The 18,101-nt window shown below is 35.0% G+C and carries 16 protein-coding genes; 14 read left to right on the top strand and 2 right to left on the bottom strand.

All coding sequences use genetic code 11. From position 1 onward, the window contains the following. Window positions 1-145: 145 nt before the first annotated feature. Both dsbB and nhaB read right to left on the bottom strand, forming a co-directional pair. A complete protein-coding gene (dsbB, locus tag Q1J40_RS07775; RefSeq protein ID WP_301099542.1) occupies window positions 146-688 on the bottom strand; it encodes a disulfide bond formation protein DsbB in 543 nt (180 codons plus the stop codon). Between the two features lie 15 nt (window positions 689-703). Beyond that, window positions 704-2,245, bottom strand: coding sequence for a sodium/proton antiporter NhaB (gene nhaB / locus Q1J40_RS07770; RefSeq protein WP_301099541.1), 1,542 nt, complete (start codon window positions 2,243-2,245; stop codon window positions 704-706). A 164-nt stretch (window positions 2,246-2,409) separates the two neighbouring features. Here nhaB and fadR point away from each other — a divergent pair, with 164 nt between their 5' ends. From fadR to Q1J40_RS07700, 14 genes are all read left to right on the top strand, one after another. Then, the gene (gene fadR, locus Q1J40_RS07765; protein ID WP_301099540.1) at window positions 2,410-3,132 is read left to right on the top strand and encodes a fatty acid metabolism transcriptional regulator FadR; all 723 of its coding nucleotides are present in this window, start codon (window positions 2,410-2,412) and stop codon (window positions 3,130-3,132) included. A gap of 218 nt (window positions 3,133-3,350) precedes the next feature. Next, window positions 3,351-3,809 carry a division/cell wall cluster transcriptional repressor MraZ gene (mraZ, locus tag Q1J40_RS07760; RefSeq protein WP_301099539.1) on the top strand — a complete coding sequence of 153 codons (459 nt, stop codon included), beginning with the start codon at window positions 3,351-3,353 and terminating at the stop codon, window positions 3,807-3,809. 42 nt (window positions 3,810-3,851) lie between these two features. After that, window positions 3,852-4,796: a 16S rRNA (cytosine(1402)-N(4))-methyltransferase RsmH gene (gene rsmH / locus Q1J40_RS07755; RefSeq protein ID WP_301099538.1), complete on the top strand. Its 945-nt coding sequence runs from the start codon at window positions 3,852-3,854 to the stop codon at window positions 4,794-4,796. Further along, window positions 4,793-5,107 (top strand): cell division protein FtsL, encoded by a 315-nt coding sequence (gene ftsL / locus Q1J40_RS07750; protein ID WP_301099560.1) that lies wholly within the window; start codon window positions 4,793-4,795, stop codon window positions 5,105-5,107. The genes rsmH and ftsL overlap by 4 nt, the downstream gene beginning before the upstream one ends. Before the next feature lie 3 nt (window positions 5,108-5,110). Continuing rightward, window positions 5,111-7,156: a penicillin-binding transpeptidase domain-containing protein gene (locus tag Q1J40_RS07745; protein ID WP_301099537.1), complete on the top strand. Its 2,046-nt coding sequence runs from the start codon at window positions 5,111-5,113 to the stop codon at window positions 7,154-7,156. 18 nt (window positions 7,157-7,174) lie between these two features. Further along, on the top strand, window positions 7,175-8,698 hold the full coding sequence (gene murE / locus Q1J40_RS07740) for a UDP-N-acetylmuramoyl-L-alanyl-D-glutamate--2,6-diaminopimelate ligase (protein ID WP_301099535.1): 1,524 nt from the start codon (window positions 7,175-7,177) through the stop codon (window positions 8,696-8,698). Window positions 8,699-8,701: 3 nt separating this feature from the next. Beyond that, complete coding sequence (gene murF, locus Q1J40_RS07735; protein WP_301099534.1) at window positions 8,702-10,105, top strand: UDP-N-acetylmuramoyl-tripeptide--D-alanyl-D-alanine ligase; 1,404 nt, start codon at window positions 8,702-8,704, stop codon at window positions 10,103-10,105. Window positions 10,106-10,115: 10 nt separating this feature from the next. Then, window positions 10,116-11,198 (top strand): phospho-N-acetylmuramoyl-pentapeptide-transferase, encoded by a 1,083-nt coding sequence (gene mraY, locus Q1J40_RS07730; RefSeq protein ID WP_301099533.1) that lies wholly within the window; start codon window positions 10,116-10,118, stop codon window positions 11,196-11,198. Between the two features lie 48 nt (window positions 11,199-11,246). Next, window positions 11,247-12,551: a UDP-N-acetylmuramoyl-L-alanine--D-glutamate ligase gene (gene murD / locus Q1J40_RS07725; RefSeq protein ID WP_301099532.1), complete on the top strand. Its 1,305-nt coding sequence runs from the start codon at window positions 11,247-11,249 to the stop codon at window positions 12,549-12,551. Beyond that, the gene (gene ftsW, locus Q1J40_RS07720; RefSeq protein ID WP_301099530.1) at window positions 12,551-13,732 is read left to right on the top strand and encodes a putative lipid II flippase FtsW; all 1,182 of its coding nucleotides are present in this window, start codon (window positions 12,551-12,553) and stop codon (window positions 13,730-13,732) included. The genes murD and ftsW overlap by 1 nt, the downstream gene beginning before the upstream one ends. Before the next feature lie 26 nt (window positions 13,733-13,758). Then, window positions 13,759-14,814, top strand: a complete 1,056-nt coding sequence (gene murG, locus Q1J40_RS07715; RefSeq protein WP_301099529.1) for an undecaprenyldiphospho-muramoylpentapeptide beta-N-acetylglucosaminyltransferase — start codon at window positions 13,759-13,761, stop codon at window positions 14,812-14,814. Between the two features lie 98 nt (window positions 14,815-14,912). Next, complete coding sequence (gene murC, locus Q1J40_RS07710) at window positions 14,913-16,340, top strand: UDP-N-acetylmuramate--L-alanine ligase (RefSeq protein ID WP_301099559.1); 1,428 nt, start codon at window positions 14,913-14,915, stop codon at window positions 16,338-16,340. Window positions 16,341-16,395: 55 nt separating this feature from the next. Further along, window positions 16,396-17,307 (top strand): D-alanine--D-alanine ligase, encoded by a 912-nt coding sequence (locus Q1J40_RS07705; protein WP_301099528.1) that lies wholly within the window; start codon window positions 16,396-16,398, stop codon window positions 17,305-17,307. After that, window positions 17,307-18,086 (top strand): cell division protein FtsQ/DivIB, encoded by a 780-nt coding sequence (locus Q1J40_RS07700; RefSeq protein WP_301099527.1) that lies wholly within the window; start codon window positions 17,307-17,309, stop codon window positions 18,084-18,086. The genes Q1J40_RS07705 and Q1J40_RS07700 overlap by 1 nt, the downstream gene beginning before the upstream one ends. The last annotated feature ends 15 nt before the right edge of the window (window positions 18,087-18,101 follow it).

Genomic DNA, 18,101 nt, shown 5'->3' with positions numbered 1-18,101 from the left:
TTATATACCGTAATAATAAATAATGAATTGAATTGTAGCGGAAATAGGAAAAGTTGTGTAGCTCCATAAATAACAAGCGGTAAGATAATACAAGAATTTTGTAATTCTTTGTCATTATCTTACCGCTTGATCGCTTATTTATAAATTAGCGGAATAACTCTCTATTATTGCCTGCTACATTAATTTTTTTAAATTGGCTAAGAGTGACTAGGATAAGAATAATCAAATAAATTGAAAATACAATAATGAGCCACTGTGGCATACTTAAACCAAATAATTGCCAATTGATTGCACTGCAATCTCCTGTTGGGCTAAAGATTGATGGAAACCATTGATCTAAAGGTAGCGTTTCAGGAAACTCAACAAATGGTGAACACTGATTCCAAGGAGCTGGATTAAGTTGATAATCGGTATGTTGTATAGCAAGCAACAATCCTTTTGTTGCACTAAATAAACCGATGGCTAATGCAATCCAACGTAGTGTTGCAAATCTAGGAGCTATAATAGCAATAAGTGATGAAATTAATACACCAAGCAATGCTACACGCTCGTAAATACACATTACACAGGGATCTAATCCCATTCCATGTTGAAAATAGAGTGCAGTTAACTCCAGAATTAAACTACTTACAAAAAGTAATGCCCAAGCTCCTCTTTTGATAGAAAGTTTTTTAAGATAGCTAAACATAAAATTCCTATTTAGTTAGTGAGTTATTAACCAACCCCAATTTAACAAAATTTGAGTGAGTGAAGGTAATAAAAATTCCATTGATAAAAAACCAAACACTGAGAGAACAATAGTATACGGCAGTGCCATGTATACCATTCTACCATAAGATAATTGAATTAATGGTGCAAATGATGATGTTAATAAAAATAAAAATGCAGCTTGTCCATTTGGTGTTGCTACAGATGGCAGATTTGTTCCTGTATTGATTGCGACAGCAATTAAATCAAATTGTTCTCGACTAATCACATTAGATGCTAGAGCTGTTTTGGCTTCATTAATGTAGACTGTTCCAACGAATACATTATCAGATATCATGGATAATAATCCATTAAATATGTAAAACCAAGCTAATTGCGCATCTTCCTCTGATGATAAAACAAATTGAATGATTGGTTCGAAAAGTTTTAGATCCACAATTATTGCAACAATTGAAAAGAAAACTACAAGTAATGCTGTAAAAGGGAGCGACTCTTGGAATGATTTTCCAAGTGCATGTTCATCAGTAATACCACAAAATGCAGTACAAATAATAATGATTGTCAAACCAATGATCCCAACATCAGCTAGATGTAATGCTAATCCAATAATTAACCATATACCAGCAATAGCTTGGATTATTAATTTTAAACGATCTTGGCGGGTCATTTTTTGCTCTTTTTGAATACTATATTTTGTTAGTACTACCCAAACTCTACGAGGTAATTTATCACCATATCCAAATAGTTTATATTTTTCTAATAAATAACAAGTTGTAATTCCGCAAACAAAAACAACAATGCTTACTGGAGCTACACGTAAGAAAAACTCTCCAAAACTCCATTGTGCTTGGGCCGCAATAATTAAATTCTGAGGTTCACCAACCATAGTCATTACACCACCTAATGCACTTCCTATACCAGAATGCATCAATAGGCTACGTAAAAAACCTCGGAATTGTTCTAAAATTTTCTTATTCTTAACGATCTTATCATCATTTGTAATATCGGTAGAATCTTCAAAACTATGACCAGATGCAACTTTATGATATACACCGTAAAAACCGACACCTACACTCATAATCACTGCAATGACTGTTAATGCATCTAAAAATGCTGAAAGAAAGGCAGCACTCAAACAGAAAGCTAAAGATAAAGTTCTTTTCGAATGAATGGAAATAATTAACTTAGTGAAAACATAAAGCAATAACTGCTTCATAAAATAAATGCCTGCAACCATAAACATTAGAAGAAGAACAACATCAAAATTAGCCATTATTTCTAGTTTTATGTGATGAGGAGACGTCATGCCTATTACAACAGCTTCTATCGCAAGTAATCCGCCTGGTTGTAGAGGATAGCATTTTAGTGCCATAGCCAACGTTAGAATAAATTCAGCAACAAGTACCCAACCTGCAATAAATGGACTAACAAAAAAGAAAATAATAGGGTTTATAACTAGAAAAGATATAATGGCAAATTTGTACCATTTTGGTGCTTGACCAAGGAAGTTTTTAAAAAATGCATCAATATATTTCATAAGATAGTCAATTCAATTAAAAAGTATCAGAATTGTAATATACTTTTGAGATGACTGTAATATATGATATTACTAATTAATTGATGAAAATTTGATTTTGAGCATTAAGTCACATTTTTTAGGAATTTATCCTAATATACTTACCTTTTATTGAGATTTTAACTATGAATAAATCGGATATATTAAAAGCACAAAGCCCTGCGGCTTTAGCTGAAGAATATATAGTTAAAAGTATTTGGAGTAACCGTTTTCCTGTTGGTTCAGAGTTACCAGCAGAACGAGATCTTGCAGATATTATTGGTGTAACTCGTACAACATTAAGAGAAGTCTTACAACGTTTAGCTCGTGATGGTTGGTTGAATATTCAGCATGGTAAAGCAACTAGAGTAAATGATATTTGGGAAACGGCAGGTCCTAATATAATTGGAACATTAATTAGCTTAGATTCATCTATTACACCAATTGTGATTAATAATGTTGTTTCTTTACGTACAAGAATGGCAGAGTATTATATTCCTGAAGCAATAAAATTAGATGCTGAAAAATCAGCATCAATATTTGATAATTTAGCTAATTTAGAAGACACAGCTGAATTTTTTGCTGAATTTGATTATAACCTGTACAGAAAATTTACTTTCGTAGCTGATAAACCTGTTTATGGACTAATTTTAAATAGCTTTAGAGATTTATATCATCAAGTAGCATCATTATTTTTTTCTGATCCTGTCGCAAGAAAATTAACCTTAGATTTTTACCAGGGACTCAAAATGGCTTGTGAAGCATCTGATTATCAGAAGGCAAGTGAATTTATGGTGAATAATCGACATAATAGTACTAAAATTTGGGCACAGATGTTGAGTAATTTCCCAAATAATTTTTTTGAATGATTTATTTTTTGATTATGTAAATAAGGTACTTTAGAAAAGTACCTTTTTATTTTTTAGATTAGATAAAAATCTTGCTCCATGAGCTTTTAACCTATAAAATTTCGAGTTAAGTGGTAAAAGGTGGTAAAAAGTAGTGTTTTGTGGAATTAAATGATAGATTTTATGTCTATCTATCGTTCAATTAATTAACCTTATTTAAGTGTTTAAGTGGATTCTTCATGTTTCGTGGTGCAAATACAATTAGTTTAGATAGCAAGGGGCGTTTGGCTATTCCAACACGTTATCGTACTGAATTAATTGAAAATCACCAAGGATTGCTAGTTTGTACAGTAGATTTTAGGCAACCATGTCTATTGCTTTATCCTTTATTAGAATGGGAAAAAGTTGAACAAAAACTCGTTGCATTATCTAATTTTGATCCGTTACAACGACGAGTGCAACGTGTAATGCAAGGATTTGCCACTGAATGTGAAATGGATTCTTCAGGGAGAATTTTACTCAGTCCTACACTACGTCAACATGCACATTTAGAAAAACATATAGTGCTTGTTGGACAACTCAATAAATTTGAAATTTGGCAATCTCAACAATGGCAAGATCAAATTGCTGAAGATTTAGCAGTTGGCAATTCATCTGAAATGCTAAATTGTGAAGCTTTAAAAAATCTTTCTTTATAGCCATGACTATAATAATTTAATAAATTAAAAATGGACATCATTATGAATGAAAATGCTCATCCTCACCATATTACTGTACTACTGCATGAGGCAGTAGATGGGCTAGCAATTAAACAGGATGGAATTTATATTGATGGTACTTTCGGTCGTGGCGGACATTCTAGACTTATTTTGAACAAATTAGGCGAACATGGACGATTAATTGCTATTGATCGAGATCCTAGAGCAATAGTAGAAGCTGAGAAAATTCAGGATCCACGCTTCCGAATTATTCATCGTGAGTTTTCAGCTATTCCAGATATCTGTCAAAAGTTAGGGTTATTAGGAAAAATTGACGGTATTCTGCTAGATTTGGGGGTATCTTCCCCACAATTAGATGAAGCAGAGCGTGGTTTTAGCTTTATGCGAGATGGCCCCTTAGATATGCGAATGGATACAACAAAAGGCATATCAGCAATGGAATGGCTTGCTGAAGTTTCTGTGGATGATCTTGCTTGGGTATTAAAAGAATTTGGTGAAGAACGTTTTGCTAAACGTATTGCACAAGCGATCGTTTCCTATAATAAATCTGCAGCTGAGAAAATATCGAGAACATTGCAACTTGCCTCAATAATTGAGGATGCAGTGCCTTTTAGGGATAAGTATAAACATCCTGCGACAAGGTCATTTCAAGCTATTCGTATCTTTATTAATCGTGAATTGGATGAGTTAGAGAAAACTTTACATTCAGCAATGGATGTTCTTGCACCTTCGGGACGATTATCTGTGATTAGTTTTCATTCATTAGAAGATCGAATTGTAAAACAATTTATTCGTAAAAATAGCAAAGGTATTTCTGTACCTAAAGGGTTACCAATTTTAGAAAAAGATTTAAACAAAGACATTCCACTAAAAGCAATAGGTAAAGCAATAATGCCTAGTGAAGATGAAATTAAGCACAATTCTCGTTCACGTAGTGCTGTATTGAGATTAGCGGAGAGAAGATAATGAAAGAAGAGCGATATCCATTAAGACAAGTTATATTAGATGATTTAATAAGCCATAATAAAGTTGCATTAATTTTATTAATTTTAGTTGTTATTAGTGCAGTGGCAACCGTATGGGTAACACATCAAACAAGGTTATTAACTGCTGAACAAAGTGACTTAGCTTATAAAAATCAGAAATTAGATAATCAATATATACATCTACAATTAGAAGAAGATTCTAGCAGTGAGCGTTCTATTATTGATGCTTTTGCTATAAAGTTTGGATTACAGACGGTGGATAAGTCACAAGAAGTAATTTTAGTGAGATAATTTATGAAGAAGGCAGTGAAATTTAAATCTAAAAAGGCCGCAGAAAAAGTGACTATAGATAAAAAATCCAAAAATAGTCCAAGTTTCATGCCTTATCGTTTTTGGGTGTTATATCTATTTGTTGCAGGCTTAGCATTTGCATTGCTAGGACAAAGTGCTTATTTGCAAATTACTGATGCAGATCGTCTTATCAAAGAAGCAAATAATCGTTCATTACGTATCACTGAACTTCCATTTACACGAGGTGAAATTTTAGATCGTAATGGTAAAGTACTATCTATTAGCGTTCCTATGTACTCGATCACTATTGATCCAAAAGAATATTTTGATGCTGAATTTAGACGAGATAAAACACGTTGGCGTACTTTGGCAATGGAAACAGGATACTCTGCCAGTAAAATTCAGTCATCAGTAAATAATTTTATTGACCAAAAAATTGATAAAACTAAAAAACGTTACAATGCTCGCATTATTCTCAATACAGATAGTAATGAATATTGGTCTTTACTAGCAAAAGCGACAGGAATTGACTATAACATTTTGATTGAAAATGTGCGTAATAATAAATTATCTAAATTTGTTGCATTAGAAAATGAAGCGTCAATTCTTTCTAAAGAAAAAATACAAGCACTTACAAATAGTTTAGAACTTAAATATGCAGATTTAATGAATAAATTATATAACCATTCTGAAAGTCGCTTCCAGTATATTTCTCGTCATCAACCAGAAGCTCTTGCTGATTATGCAAGAGCATTAAAAATTCAAGGAATGGTTTTAAAAACTGAATCTCGTCGATTCTATCCATTAGCAGAAGAAATCTCTCAGCTAGTTGGTTTTACAGATGTGGAAAATAAAAAAGGCATTGAAGGATTAGAGAGAAATTTTGATTCACTACTTATTGGTAAGAATGGTAAACGGATTATACGAAAAGATTCAAGAGGTAACATCATTGAAAATATTCGTAATGAAAAGCAGTATGATCCACAAAATGTTGTATTAAGTATTGATGCTGAATTACAGTCAATGGTTTATAGAGAAATCAAAAAAGCAGTGATCAAAAATAAAGCAGAATCAGGGACTGCTGTGTTAGTTGATGTTCAAACTGGGGAAGTGTTAGCAATGGCGAATGCACCTTCTTATAATCCTAATAATAGAGTTGATTTCAAACCTGAATTAGCAAGAAATCGAGCAATTACTGATACGTTTGAACCGGGATCGACGGTAAAACCGTTTGTTATTTTAACCGCTTTACATAATAAAGTGACTTATCCTGATGAAGTTATTGATACTCATCCTTTTAGAGTCAATGGACATTTGATTAAAGATGTATCAGCCCGTAATGAATTAACTTTAACTGGTATTTTGCAAAAGTCGAGTAATGTGGGAGTAAGTCGACTAGCATTGCGTATGCCATCAACAGCACTAATGGATACCTATAAGAAAGTAGGATTTGGTAAAGATACGGGACTAGGGCTTGGAGAAGAACGAGGTACTAATGGCGATCGTCAACGTTGGTCTGATATCGAGCGAGCAACAGTAGCATATGGGTATGGTTTAAGTGTTACTCCATTACAATTAGCCAGAGCTTATGCAACATTAGGAAGTTTTGGTATCTATCGTCCATTATCTATTACAAAAGTTGATCCACCGGTAATTGGTGAACGAGTTTTACCTGAAAAAATTACTCGCGATGTAGTACATATGATGGAAAGTGTAGCGCAAAAAGGTGAAGGTGGACAGCTTGCTGCAGTTGATGGCTTTAGAGTTGCTGTAAAAACAGGGACTGCTCGTAAATTAGAAAAAGGTGAGTATGTTGATAAATATATTGCTTATACAGCAGGTCTTGCACCGGCAAGTGATCCTCGATTTGCATTAGTTGTATTAATCAATGAACCAACAGCAGGTAAATATTATGGTGGTTCTATTTCAGCGCCTCTTTTCTCAAGTATTATGGGTTATACCCTAAAAGTAAGAAATATTAAACCAGATAATATCTCTGATGAAATGAAAAGTGCTGTAAGACAGTTAGTACCAAATGACATAAATTAACCATTGAATGAGGCAATAATGAAACGTTTACTTCCTTTCTTTCCAGAACTTGATATTTGGACAGAATTAACAGAGTTAAACCAAATGGTTTTAGATAGTCGCCAAGTGGAAAAAGGCGATATTTTTATTGCTTTAAAAGGGCATAAAATTGATGGTCGTAATTTTATACCACAAGCAATTGAGCAAGGTGCAATTCTCATTTTAAGCGAAGCAGAAAGTGATCAGGTTGAGATTGAATTGGATAGTCAATTTGGAAAATTTAATGCAGATCGAACTGCTTGTAAAATTATCAGTGTACCTAATTTACCAAAGATATTATCGGAATTAGCGAATGCTTTTTATGATGAACCTTCAAAAAAATTAACCCTTGTAGGGGTGACTGGCACTAATGGTAAAACAACAACGGCTCAATTATTAGCGCAATGGCATAATTTAATTGGTGGCAAATCTGCGGTGATGGGGACCATTGGCAATGGGTTATATGGTCAAACCCAAGAAGCTCCGAATACCACAGGTTCAGCGGTTGAAGTTCAACAAAATCTAGCAAAATTTGTTGAATTTGGTGCTGATTTCTGTGCAATGGAAGTGTCTTCACACGGATTAGTACAACACCGCGTTGAGTCGCTCGATTTTGATGTCGCAATCTTTACTAATCTTAGCCGAGATCATTTGGATTATCACAAGACGATGGAAGAGTATGCACAAGCAAAATATCGTTTATTTAGTGAATTAAAAACTACACACCAAGTGATTAATATTGATGATGAAACAGGGCTATCTTGGATAGCAAATTTACCTAATGCAGTTGCGGTAAGTAGTGATCCAAACAAACAAATTAGACAAGAAAAATGGGTGCAGGCAAAAAATATTGATTACACCTTACAAGGTGTGACTATTGAATTTGAGTCATCTTGGGGTAATGGTTCAGTAGAAAGTCATTTAATTGGTGCTTTTAATGTGAGTAACTTACTTCTAGCTTTGGCTAGTTTACTTGTATTAGGTCATGATTTAGAGAAATTAATTGAAACAGCACCACAATTAAGTGGTGTAACTGGGCGAATGGAATCAGTTACTGCTTCACAATCAAGTGAAGGCGAAGAATCACAAGCAGAAAAGCCAATGGTAATTGTAGATTATGCTCATACTCCAGATGCACTTGAAAAAGCATTAGAGGCAGCACGTTTACATTGCGAAGGCAAACTCTGGTGTATTTTTGGTTGCGGAGGTGATAGAGATAGCGGTAAGCGTCCATTAATGGCAAGGATTGCTGAGCAAAATGCCGATAAAGTGATTGTTACAGATGACAATCCAAGAACCGAAGATCCTGATGTCATTTTTGACGATATTATGAAAGGTTTTAAGAAGCCAAAAGTTGTTGAAACGATGCATATTCGTCAATATGCCATTGAAACAGCAATAAGCCAAGCTGATACAAAAGATATCATCTTAATTGCTGGAAAAGGGCATGAGGATTATCAAATTATTGGCACAAAAAAATACCATTTTTCTGATCAAGAATGGGCTAAGAAGTTTTTAGGATAAATTATGATTAAGCTAACAACGCAGAAAATTGCCCAAATTTTAGAGTCTGTATTGATTGGTAATGGGCAAGTTAGTGTTGAAACAGTCAGTACTGATACACGGCAAGCGGTCAGTTCTGGTTTATTTTTTGCGTTAAAAGGTGAAAAATTTGATGCTCACAATTATGCTGAACAAGCAGTTCAGCAAGGTTGTGTTGCTGTTGTGGTGGAACATCAAATCAAAGATTTAGATGACTCTATTCCACAAATTATTGTGGCGGATACACGACTTGCATTAGGCCAATTAGCAAAATGGTTGAAAGCGGAGTTAAATCCTAAGACTGTAGCAATGACTGGTTCTTCGGGGAAAACAACCGTCAAGGAAATGACTGCAAAAATTTTGCAGAAACTGACCGCTTGTGATGATGAGGTTTTATATACCTTTGGGAATTTGAATAATGATCTTGGAGTACCGATAACATTATTGCGTTTAACTCCAAAGCATAAATTTGCAGTTATTGAGTTAGGGGCCAATCATATTGGTGAGATAGCTTATACCACAGAAATAACCCAACCAGATGCCTGTTTAGTTAATAATGTTGCTCCAGCTCATTTAGAAGGATTTGGCTCATTGCAAGGTGTTGTTCAAGCTAAAGGTGAAATCTATCATGGATTAAAATCAGGCGGTAAAGCTATCGTTAATTTAGCCCATTATTATCCAGAATGGCAGAAAGAGATTGGTCAACACGAAATTCAGTCTTTTTGCTACACGGGGCAAGACAAAGATTCATACGCAGATTATTGGGCTGAAAATGTCGAGTTACAGCTTAATGGTTCACGATTCACCTTACATTCACCACAAGGCGAAATTGAGATTAATCTACCTTACTTAGGTGAGCATAATGTGAGTAATGCTTTAGCGGCAACCTCATTAGCAATGGCAGTAGGCGCAGATTTACAAACAGTCAAAGCTGGATTAGAGCAATGTTCACAAGTAAAAGGACGTTTATATCCTGTTCAAATTAATCCTGATTTATTGCTAATTGACGATAGTTATAATGCCAACGTAGATTCAATGAAATCAGCTGTTTCAGTACTTAAAGCTTATCCTGCTTATCGCATTTTTGTGGTAGGGGATATGGCTGAATTAGGTGATGAAAGCTTCACTCGTCATCAAGAAGTTGCTGAATTTGTAAAAAAAGCAGAATTGGATTTAGTCGTATCTTTTGGTAATGAGAGTAAGGTAATTAGCGGTGATCCTACTCTTCATTTTACGGATAAAGCGAAAATGTCAGCATTTTTGCTTGCTATTATTTTGCAAAAGTTAGAACAAAAACAACCGCTTGTATTATTGGCAAAAGGCTCTCGTAGCCAAAAAATGGAAGAAGTTATTACTTCCTTGTGTCACTTTTTTAATGTTTCTTTTTAAGGATTAACAAATGTTAGTTTGGTTAGCAGAGTACTTGGTGCAGTTTAATACTGCGTTTAACGTAGTATCTTATATTACCTTCCGTTCCATTATGGCGTTATTGACCGCATTAGGGATTGGGTTGTGGATTGGTCCAATGGTGATCCGTCGCTTACAAATTCTAAAATTTGGACAAGAAGTGCGTAATGACGGACCTGAGAGTCACTACAAAAAACGTGGCACACCAACAATGGGTGGAATTATGATCCTTTTTTCCATTGGGATAAGTACATTGTTATGGGCTAACCTTCGAAATCCTTATGTGTGGTTTGTTTTGTTTGTATTAACAGGCTATGGTGTAATTGGTTTTGTCGATGATTACCGCAAAATTGTACGTAAAAATACAGATGGATTAATTGCTCGTTGGAAATATTTTTGGTTATCTGTGATTGCGTTAATTTCAGCTTTTGGATTGTATGCACTCGGACACGATACATCGGCAACTCAATTAGTTGTCCCTTTCTTTAAAGATGTTATGCCACAACTTGGCTTATTTTACATTGTGCTGACTTATTTTGTGATTGTTGGAACCAGTAATGCGGTAAATTTAACGGATGGTTTAGATGGTTTAGCAATCGTACCTATTATTATGGTTGCAGGGGCTTTTGCTTTAATTGCTTGGGCAACAGGTAATATTAATTTTGCTGAATATTTACATATTCCTTATGTGAAATATAGTGGTGAATTGGTAATTTTATGTACTGCTATCATTGGTGCAGGACTTGGCTTCCTTTGGTTCAACACTTATCCAGCACAAGTCTTTATGGGCGATGTAGGGTCATTATCATTAGGTGGAGCATTGGGGATCATTGCTGTTCTAGTTCGTCAAGAATTGTTACTTGTTGTGATGGGCGGTGTTTTTGTGGTTGAAGCACTTTCTGTTATTTTACAAGTGGGATCTTATAAATTACGCCAAAAGCGTATTTTCCGTATGGCTCCAATCCATCACCATTTTGAATTAAAAGGGTGGCCAGAACCACGTGTAATTGTACGCTTTTGGATTATTACGCTTATGCTCGTGCTTATTGGTTTAGTTACCTTAAAATTACGTTAGTACAAGCGGTCAGATATAACAGATATTTTACGAATAAGAGAATAAAAAATGCAAAATCGTTATCAAGGAAAAACCATTACAATTATTGGATTAGGAACAACTGGCTTGTCTTGTGTGGATTTTTTTGCTGATAAAAATGCTAATGTGAGAGTGATTGATACACGAATAAATCCTGCGGGAAAAGATCAATTACCTCAAGATGTGCCATTACATACAGGCGGGTTAAATCTAGATTGGTTATTGTCATCAGATTTAATTGTAATTAGTCCCGGTCTTGCATTAGCGACACCTGAAATTCAACAAGCTATTAATGCAGGTGTTGAAGTGGTGGGTGATATAGAATTATTTTGCCGTGAGGCAACCGCTCCAATTATTGCGATTACAGGTTCTAACGGAAAAAGTACTGTTACCTCTTTAACCACAGAAATGGCAAAACAAGCTGGTATTAAAGTCGGTATGGGCGGAAATATTGGCGTGCCAGCACTGAGTTTATTAAAACAAGATTATCAACTTTATGTGTTAGAGCTATCTAGTTTCCAACTTGAAACTACTTATTCACTGAAAGCAAAATCAGCTACAGTATTGAATGTAACTGAAGATCATATGGATCGTTATAACCATAGTTTAGAAGCTTATCGTCAAGCCAAACTCAGAATTTATAACAATGCAGAACATATTATTATGAATGGTGAAGATCCAAAGACTTATCCTGATCAAGCGGTCACTTCGATGGTAAGTTTTGCAGAAAATGATGCGGAATATCATTTATCTCAAGGCATATTATTCAGCGGTAAAGAACCAATTATTACAGAAAAAGAAATACAATTAACAGGTAGACATAATGTGATGAATGCATTGGCATCAATAGCTTTAGCTGAAAAGGCTGGTGTTGCAAAAGTAGGTATTGTTAAAGCATTAAAATCTTATACAGGTTTAGATCACCGTTTTCAACTCGTACTAACTCATGATGGTGTGCGTTGGATCAATGATTCAAAAGCGACCAATGTAGGTAGCACAGTCGCTGCTTTAATGGGATTAAAAGTTGAAGGAACATTATATTTATTGTTGGGTGGTGATGGTAAAGGAGCAGATTTTTCAGAATTACAACCGCTAATCAACCAATCTAATATTATTTGCTATTGTTTTGGACGAGATGGTAAACAATTAGTGAAATTAACAGATCAAAGTGTATTAGTTGATACTATGCAAGAAGCAATTGAGCAAATTCGTCCTCAATTAAAAGTAGGAGACATGGTGTTACTTTCACCTGCGTGTGCAAGTTTAGATCAGTTCCCTAATTTTGAGGTAAGAGGCAAAGTATTTGCTCAATTAGCACAAGGAGTAGAGTCGTAATGCTTGATAAAGTAAAGCAAGAATGGGTAAAGTGGTTTAGATTAACACCTAAAAATGCATTGTATGATCGCACACTAATATGGTTGTTTTTTGGGTTACTGATGATTGGTTTTGTGATGGTGACTTCTGCCTCCATTCCAGTTAGTACTCGTTACTACGATGATCCATTTTATTTTGCATTGCGAGATGCATTTTACGTTACCATTTCGATTGGAGCTTTTGCTTTCTTTATACAAATTCCAAGTATGCAATGGGAAAAATGGAATGTTGCTTTTTTCGTTGGTTCATTAATTCTTTTACTTATTGTATTAATTATTGGTAAAGATGTTAACGGAGCAAGACGTTGGATCCCAATGGGACCCATCAATTTTCAGCCTGCAGAGTTAGCAAAACTTTCTGTTATTTGTTATTTTGCAAGTTTTTATGTTCGAAAATTTGATGAAATGCGAACTCATAATTTGAGTTTTATTCGTCCCATGGCTATTTTGGCATTATTTAGTGGTTTGTTATTATTACAACCCGATTTAGGAAGTACTGCTGTTATATTTGTTCTTACTTTTGCAATGCTATTTATAATGGGTGCCAAGAAATTGCAATTTCTCTTTTTAGGTATAACTGGTTTTGTCCTTTTTGGATTTTTGATTTTAACCTCTGAATATCGGTTAAAACGTGTAACTTCATTTATGGATCCCTTTGCTGATGCTTATGGAGATGGATTTCAATTATCGAATTCACAAATGGCATTTGGTCAAGGTGAGCTTCTGGGACGAGGACTAGGAAATTCAGTACAAAAACTCGAATACTTACCTGAAGCACATACTGATTTTGTAATGGCTGTTGTTGGTGAAGAGTTTGGCTTATTAGGAATTTTAGTTATTGTTTCTTTATTAGTTATTTTGACATTTAGAGCATTAAAAATTAGTAAGGAAGCATTGATCTTAGAGCAACGATTTAAAGGATTCTTCGCTTTTGGTATCGGAATTTGGATTTTTATTCAAGGTTTTGTGAACTTAGGAGTAGCCTCAGGCTTACTCCCAACTAAAGGTTTAACTTTCCCGTTAATCAGTTATGGTGGTTCAAGTTTAATTATTATGGCAATTGCAGTGGCAATATTAGTGCGAATTGATCACGAAAATAGACTAGAAAAAATTGGTCATGCCCATCTCAATGATGATGACTAAAAATAAAATAGAAGATAGGAATGAATATGACAAAAAAACTTTTAGTAATGGCTGGCGGTACTGGTGGACACGTATTTCCAGCGATTGCAGTAGCGAGAGAATTGCAACAGCAAGGATGGGAAATTCTTTGGCTAGGAACAAAAGATAGAATGGAAGCAGATTTGGTTCCAAAGCATGGTATTCCTATCGAATTTATTCAGATTTCAGGCATAAAAGGAAAGGGTGTTAAAGCATTATTAACTGCACCTTTTGCAATTTTTAGAGCTGTATTACAAGCAAGAAAAATTATTAAAAATTATAAGCCTGATGCAGTATTGGGCATGGGTGGGTATGTTTCTGGCCCTGGTGGAATTGCAGCAAAACTTTGTGGTATACCTATTATTTTGCATGAGCAAAATGCAGTAGCAGGACTAACTAATCGTTGGCTCTCTCATTTTGCAAAAAGAACTTTACAGGCGTTTCCAACTGCTTTTCCTCAAGCTGAAGTAGTAGGAAATCCAGTGAGACAAGATTTATTCACAATAACTCCCCCTGAGCAACGTTTTCAAAATAAGAGCTATCCGATTAATATATTAGTTATGGGGGGGAGTCAAGGTGCTTTAGTTATTAATAAAACGGTACCTGAAGTGGCTAAAATTTTAGGTAATAAGGTTTTTATAAGCCACCAAGTTGGAAAAGGCAAATTAAATGGTGTAGCTGAAATATATCAATCCACAGGAAATGGTATTGCTAGTGAATTTATTGATGATATGAAAGCTGCGTATGAATGGGCTGATTTAGTTATTTGTCGATCAGGCGCTTTAACTGTCAGTGAAATTGCAGCGGCTGGTTTGCCTGCTATATTTATTCCTTTTCAACATAAAGATAGACAGCAATTTTTAAATGCAAATTATTTAGCTCAATCCCATGCGGCAATTATTATTGAACAAATTGATTTTACGCCAGAGAATTTACAACGTGTATTAGCACCATTGATTGATGACAGAAATCGCTTAACTGAAATGGCAATTCTAGCAAGGCTGAAATCAGCACCTTTAGCGGCTAAAAGAGTTGCTAACGTTATTATTGAAGAAAGTTTATAGCTGTTGCAGTTATTGATAAATGGCCAGCTAATAAGTTTTTTTTGTAAATCTGAACCAACATAAAGATATTGAAAGGAATAGTTAAACTCATGAATATCATGAATAATTACCAAGAAAAAATTAAAAAATTAGTACCAGAAATGCGTCGTGTTAATCACATACACTTTGTTGGAATTGGTGGTGCTGGAATGAGTGGGATTGCAGAGGTATTACTTAACGAAGGGTATCATATTAGTGGTTCAGATCTTGCCGATGGCCCAGTCACACAACATTTAGCTCAAGCTGGTGCAGAGATTTTTTTAGGGCATAATGGTGAGCATATTGCGGGAGCAAGTGTAGTTGTTATTTCCAGTGCAATTAAAGAAGATAATCCTGAAGTTATTGCAGCTAAGGATTTGCGCATTCCTGTGATTCAACGAGCTCAGATGTTAGCAGAAATTATGCGTTTTCGTCATGGTATCGCCATTGCAGGTACTCATGGGAAAACAACTACAACAGCGATGATCTCAATGATTTATACTGAAGCAAAATTAGATCCTACTTTTGTGAACGGTGGATTAGTTAAATCAGCCGGTAGAAATGCACATTTAGGAGCAAGCCGCTATTTGATTGCTGAAGCAGATGAAAGTGATGCGTCATTTTTACATTTACAACCAATGGTGTCTGTTGTAACCAATATTGAGCCAGATCATATGGAAACATATGGTGGTGATTTTGAAAAGATGAAAGATACTTATATCCGATTCTTACGTAATCTACCTTTTTATGGTTTAGCAGTAATGTGTGCAGATGATGAAGTTGTGATGGAAATTGCTAGTAAAATTGGTCGCCAGGTAATCAGTTATGGATTTAGTGAACATGCTGATTATCGCATTGAAGATTATCATCAAACAGGTTTTCAAGGACATTACACTGTAATTGGTCCAACAGGAGAGCGTATTGATGTATTACTTAATATACCGGGCGAACATAATGCTCTAAATGCAACAGCAGCATTAGCTGTCGCAAAAGAAGAAGGAATTTCTAATGAAGCTATTTTAGCAGCTCTAGCAGATTTCCAAGGAGCGGGACGTCGATTTGACCAATTAGGTTCATTTATTCGCCCTAATGGAAAAGTCATGCTTATTGATGATTATGGTCATCATCCTACGGAAGTTGATGTAACTATCAAAGCAGCTAGACAGGGGTGGGAAAATAAGCGTATTGTTATGATATTTCAGCCTCATCGTTATTCTCGTACTCGAGATTTGTTTGATGATTTTGTACAAGTTTTATCTCAAGTTGATGCTTTAATTATGTTAGATGTTTATCCAGCGGGAGAAGCACCAATAGTTGGGGCTGATAGTAAAACATTATGTCGTTCTATTCGTAATTTAGGTAAAGTTGATCCTATTTTAGTATCAGATACCTCTCAATTGGGCGAAGTACTTGATCGATTAATTCAAGACGGTGATTTGATTTTGGCACAAGGTGCAGGTAATGTGAGTAAATTGTCTAGAGATTTAGCTGAAAGTTGGAAAGATTAATGATAAAAATATTGTGAGTGAGATATTGCTCTGTGTATTATGAGGATTATATATAATGAATTTAAAGAATGAAAAAATAGCTGTATTGTTTGGTGGAGAATCTGCTGAGCGTGAAGTTTCACTTAATTCAGGTAAAGCAGTACTAGAAGCATTGCAACAGCTAGGATATGATGTTGAAGGGATTGATACAAAATCTTATCCAATTGAAAAATTAAAGGAAAAAGGTATTCAACGTGTGTTTAACATATTGCATGGCGGTATCGGAGAAAATGGTGTATTACAAGGTGCGTTAGAGCAATTAGGTATTCCGTATACAGGTTGTGGAGTTATGGCATCTGCTATTACCTTGGATAAATTTAGAACTAAATTACTGTGGAATGCAGTAGGTTTACCAACGGCTGAAATGGTGGTTATTAGACGTGGACAAGCGGTGAATTCGAAAGAAATTATTGCAAAATTAGGGCTACCTTTATTTGTCAAGCCAGCGAGCGAAGGCTCGAGTGTTGGGGTAAGTAAGGTAAAAGAGGAATCTCAATTAGCTCTAGCAATTGAAGAAGCGCTTAAATATGACTCAATTGTACTTGTTGAAGAAAATTTAGCAGGAGCAGAATATTCAGTACCAGTACTTGATGGTGAAGTGTTGCCAGCAGTACAAATTATTCCAGATGGTGAATTTTATGACTATCATGCAAAATATATTTCCAATAACACAAAATATATTTGCCCAGTATTATCTAATGAACGTCAACAAGAGGTCGCAAAGTTAGTTAAGGCTGCTTATGAGGTGGTGGGCTGTAGAGGTTGGAGCCGAATTGATGTGATGGAAGATGCACAAGGCCAATTTAGATTGGTTGAAGTAAATACTTCGCCAGGTATGACAAGTCATAGTATTTTCCCTAAATCAGCAGCTGTAGTTGGATATAGTTTTGAAAGATTGGTTGAGAAAATATTGGAGTTGAGTATCTAATGGTGAAAGCGTTTCGCAAGAAACCAACCTCGGTGATTCGAACTAACTTGAGTCAGCCTGAGTATTCTAAGAGTTGGTTTAATTTTATTAAACCTATTATTGTAGTATTATGCTTATTGGTAGCTTATGGGGTTTATAGTCAATGGAGTGATTTGTTGTCTTCACTTGATAATTCACCGATAAAATCATATGCATTGACTCATAAAACAAAGTTTACAACGAATGCTGATATTAGATCCGTTTTATCTGAAGAACCAGAGTTAAAAGGGTATTTTGGACAAGATATTCAGGAGTTAAAAGATCGCTTCTTGACTCTGTCTTGGGTGAAGGATGTATCTGTTCGAAAAATTTATCCAGATCGGTTGAGTATCACGTTATTGGAGTATACTCCGGTTGCTCGCTGGAATGATGAACATTTAGTTTCTCAGCAAGGAGTTGTATTTGATTTACCAAAAGATAGATTTGATTCATCGCAACTTCCTGCATTATATGGACCTGATGTTTCTTCAAAAAAAGTGTTAGAAGCTTGGTATAAAATACAAAAAGATTTAGAATCACGTCAATTGATACTTAAATCTATATCTATGGATGTTAGAGGATCTTGGAGTATTGTGTTAGATAATCAAGTTGAATTACGACTAGGAAGAGGGGATTGGTTACCTAAGATAGATCGATTTGTAACTATTTTCCCAGAAATTGAGATTCCAGATGGAAAACGTTTATCTTATGTCGATTTACGTTATGAACATGGTGCTTCAGTAGGATTTAGCCAAAAATAAATGATAATTTTTGAG

The sequence above is a fragment of the Otariodibacter sp. genome, from assembly GCF_029256985.1.
Taxonomy (GTDB): Bacteria; Pseudomonadota; Gammaproteobacteria; order Enterobacterales; family Pasteurellaceae; genus Otariodibacter.
This window is presented reverse-complemented; position numbering and strand designations above follow the sequence as displayed.

Coding starts and splice junctions, on each gene's coding strand:
- dsbB (WP_301099542.1), bottom strand. CDS start 688: ATGTTTAGCTATCTTAAAAAACTTTCTATCAAAAGAGGAGCTTGGGCA.
- nhaB (WP_301099541.1), bottom strand. CDS start 2,245: ATGAAATATATTGATGCATTTTTTAAAAACTTCCTTGGTCAAGCACCA.
- fadR (WP_301099540.1), top strand. CDS start 2,410: ATGAATAAATCGGATATATTAAAAGCACAAAGCCCTGCGGCTTTAGCT.
- mraZ (WP_301099539.1), top strand. CDS start 3,351: ATGTTTCGTGGTGCAAATACAATTAGTTTAGATAGCAAGGGGCGTTTG.
- rsmH (WP_301099538.1), top strand. CDS start 3,852: ATGAATGAAAATGCTCATCCTCACCATATTACTGTACTACTGCATGAG.
- Q1J40_RS07745 (WP_301099537.1), top strand. CDS start 5,111: ATGAAGAAGGCAGTGAAATTTAAATCTAAAAAGGCCGCAGAAAAAGTG.
- murE (WP_301099535.1), top strand. CDS start 7,175: ATGAAACGTTTACTTCCTTTCTTTCCAGAACTTGATATTTGGACAGAA.
- murF (WP_301099534.1), top strand. CDS start 8,702: ATGATTAAGCTAACAACGCAGAAAATTGCCCAAATTTTAGAGTCTGTA.
- mraY (WP_301099533.1), top strand. CDS start 10,116: ATGTTAGTTTGGTTAGCAGAGTACTTGGTGCAGTTTAATACTGCGTTT.
- murD (WP_301099532.1), top strand. CDS start 11,247: ATGCAAAATCGTTATCAAGGAAAAACCATTACAATTATTGGATTAGGA.
- ftsW (WP_301099530.1), top strand. CDS start 12,551: ATGCTTGATAAAGTAAAGCAAGAATGGGTAAAGTGGTTTAGATTAACA.
- murG (WP_301099529.1), top strand. CDS start 13,759: ATGACAAAAAAACTTTTAGTAATGGCTGGCGGTACTGGTGGACACGTA.
- murC (WP_301099559.1), top strand. CDS start 14,913: ATGAATAATTACCAAGAAAAAATTAAAAAATTAGTACCAGAAATGCGT.
- Q1J40_RS07705 (WP_301099528.1), top strand. CDS start 16,396: ATGAATTTAAAGAATGAAAAAATAGCTGTATTGTTTGGTGGAGAATCT.
- Q1J40_RS07700 (WP_301099527.1), top strand. CDS start 17,307: ATGGTGAAAGCGTTTCGCAAGAAACCAACCTCGGTGATTCGAACTAAC.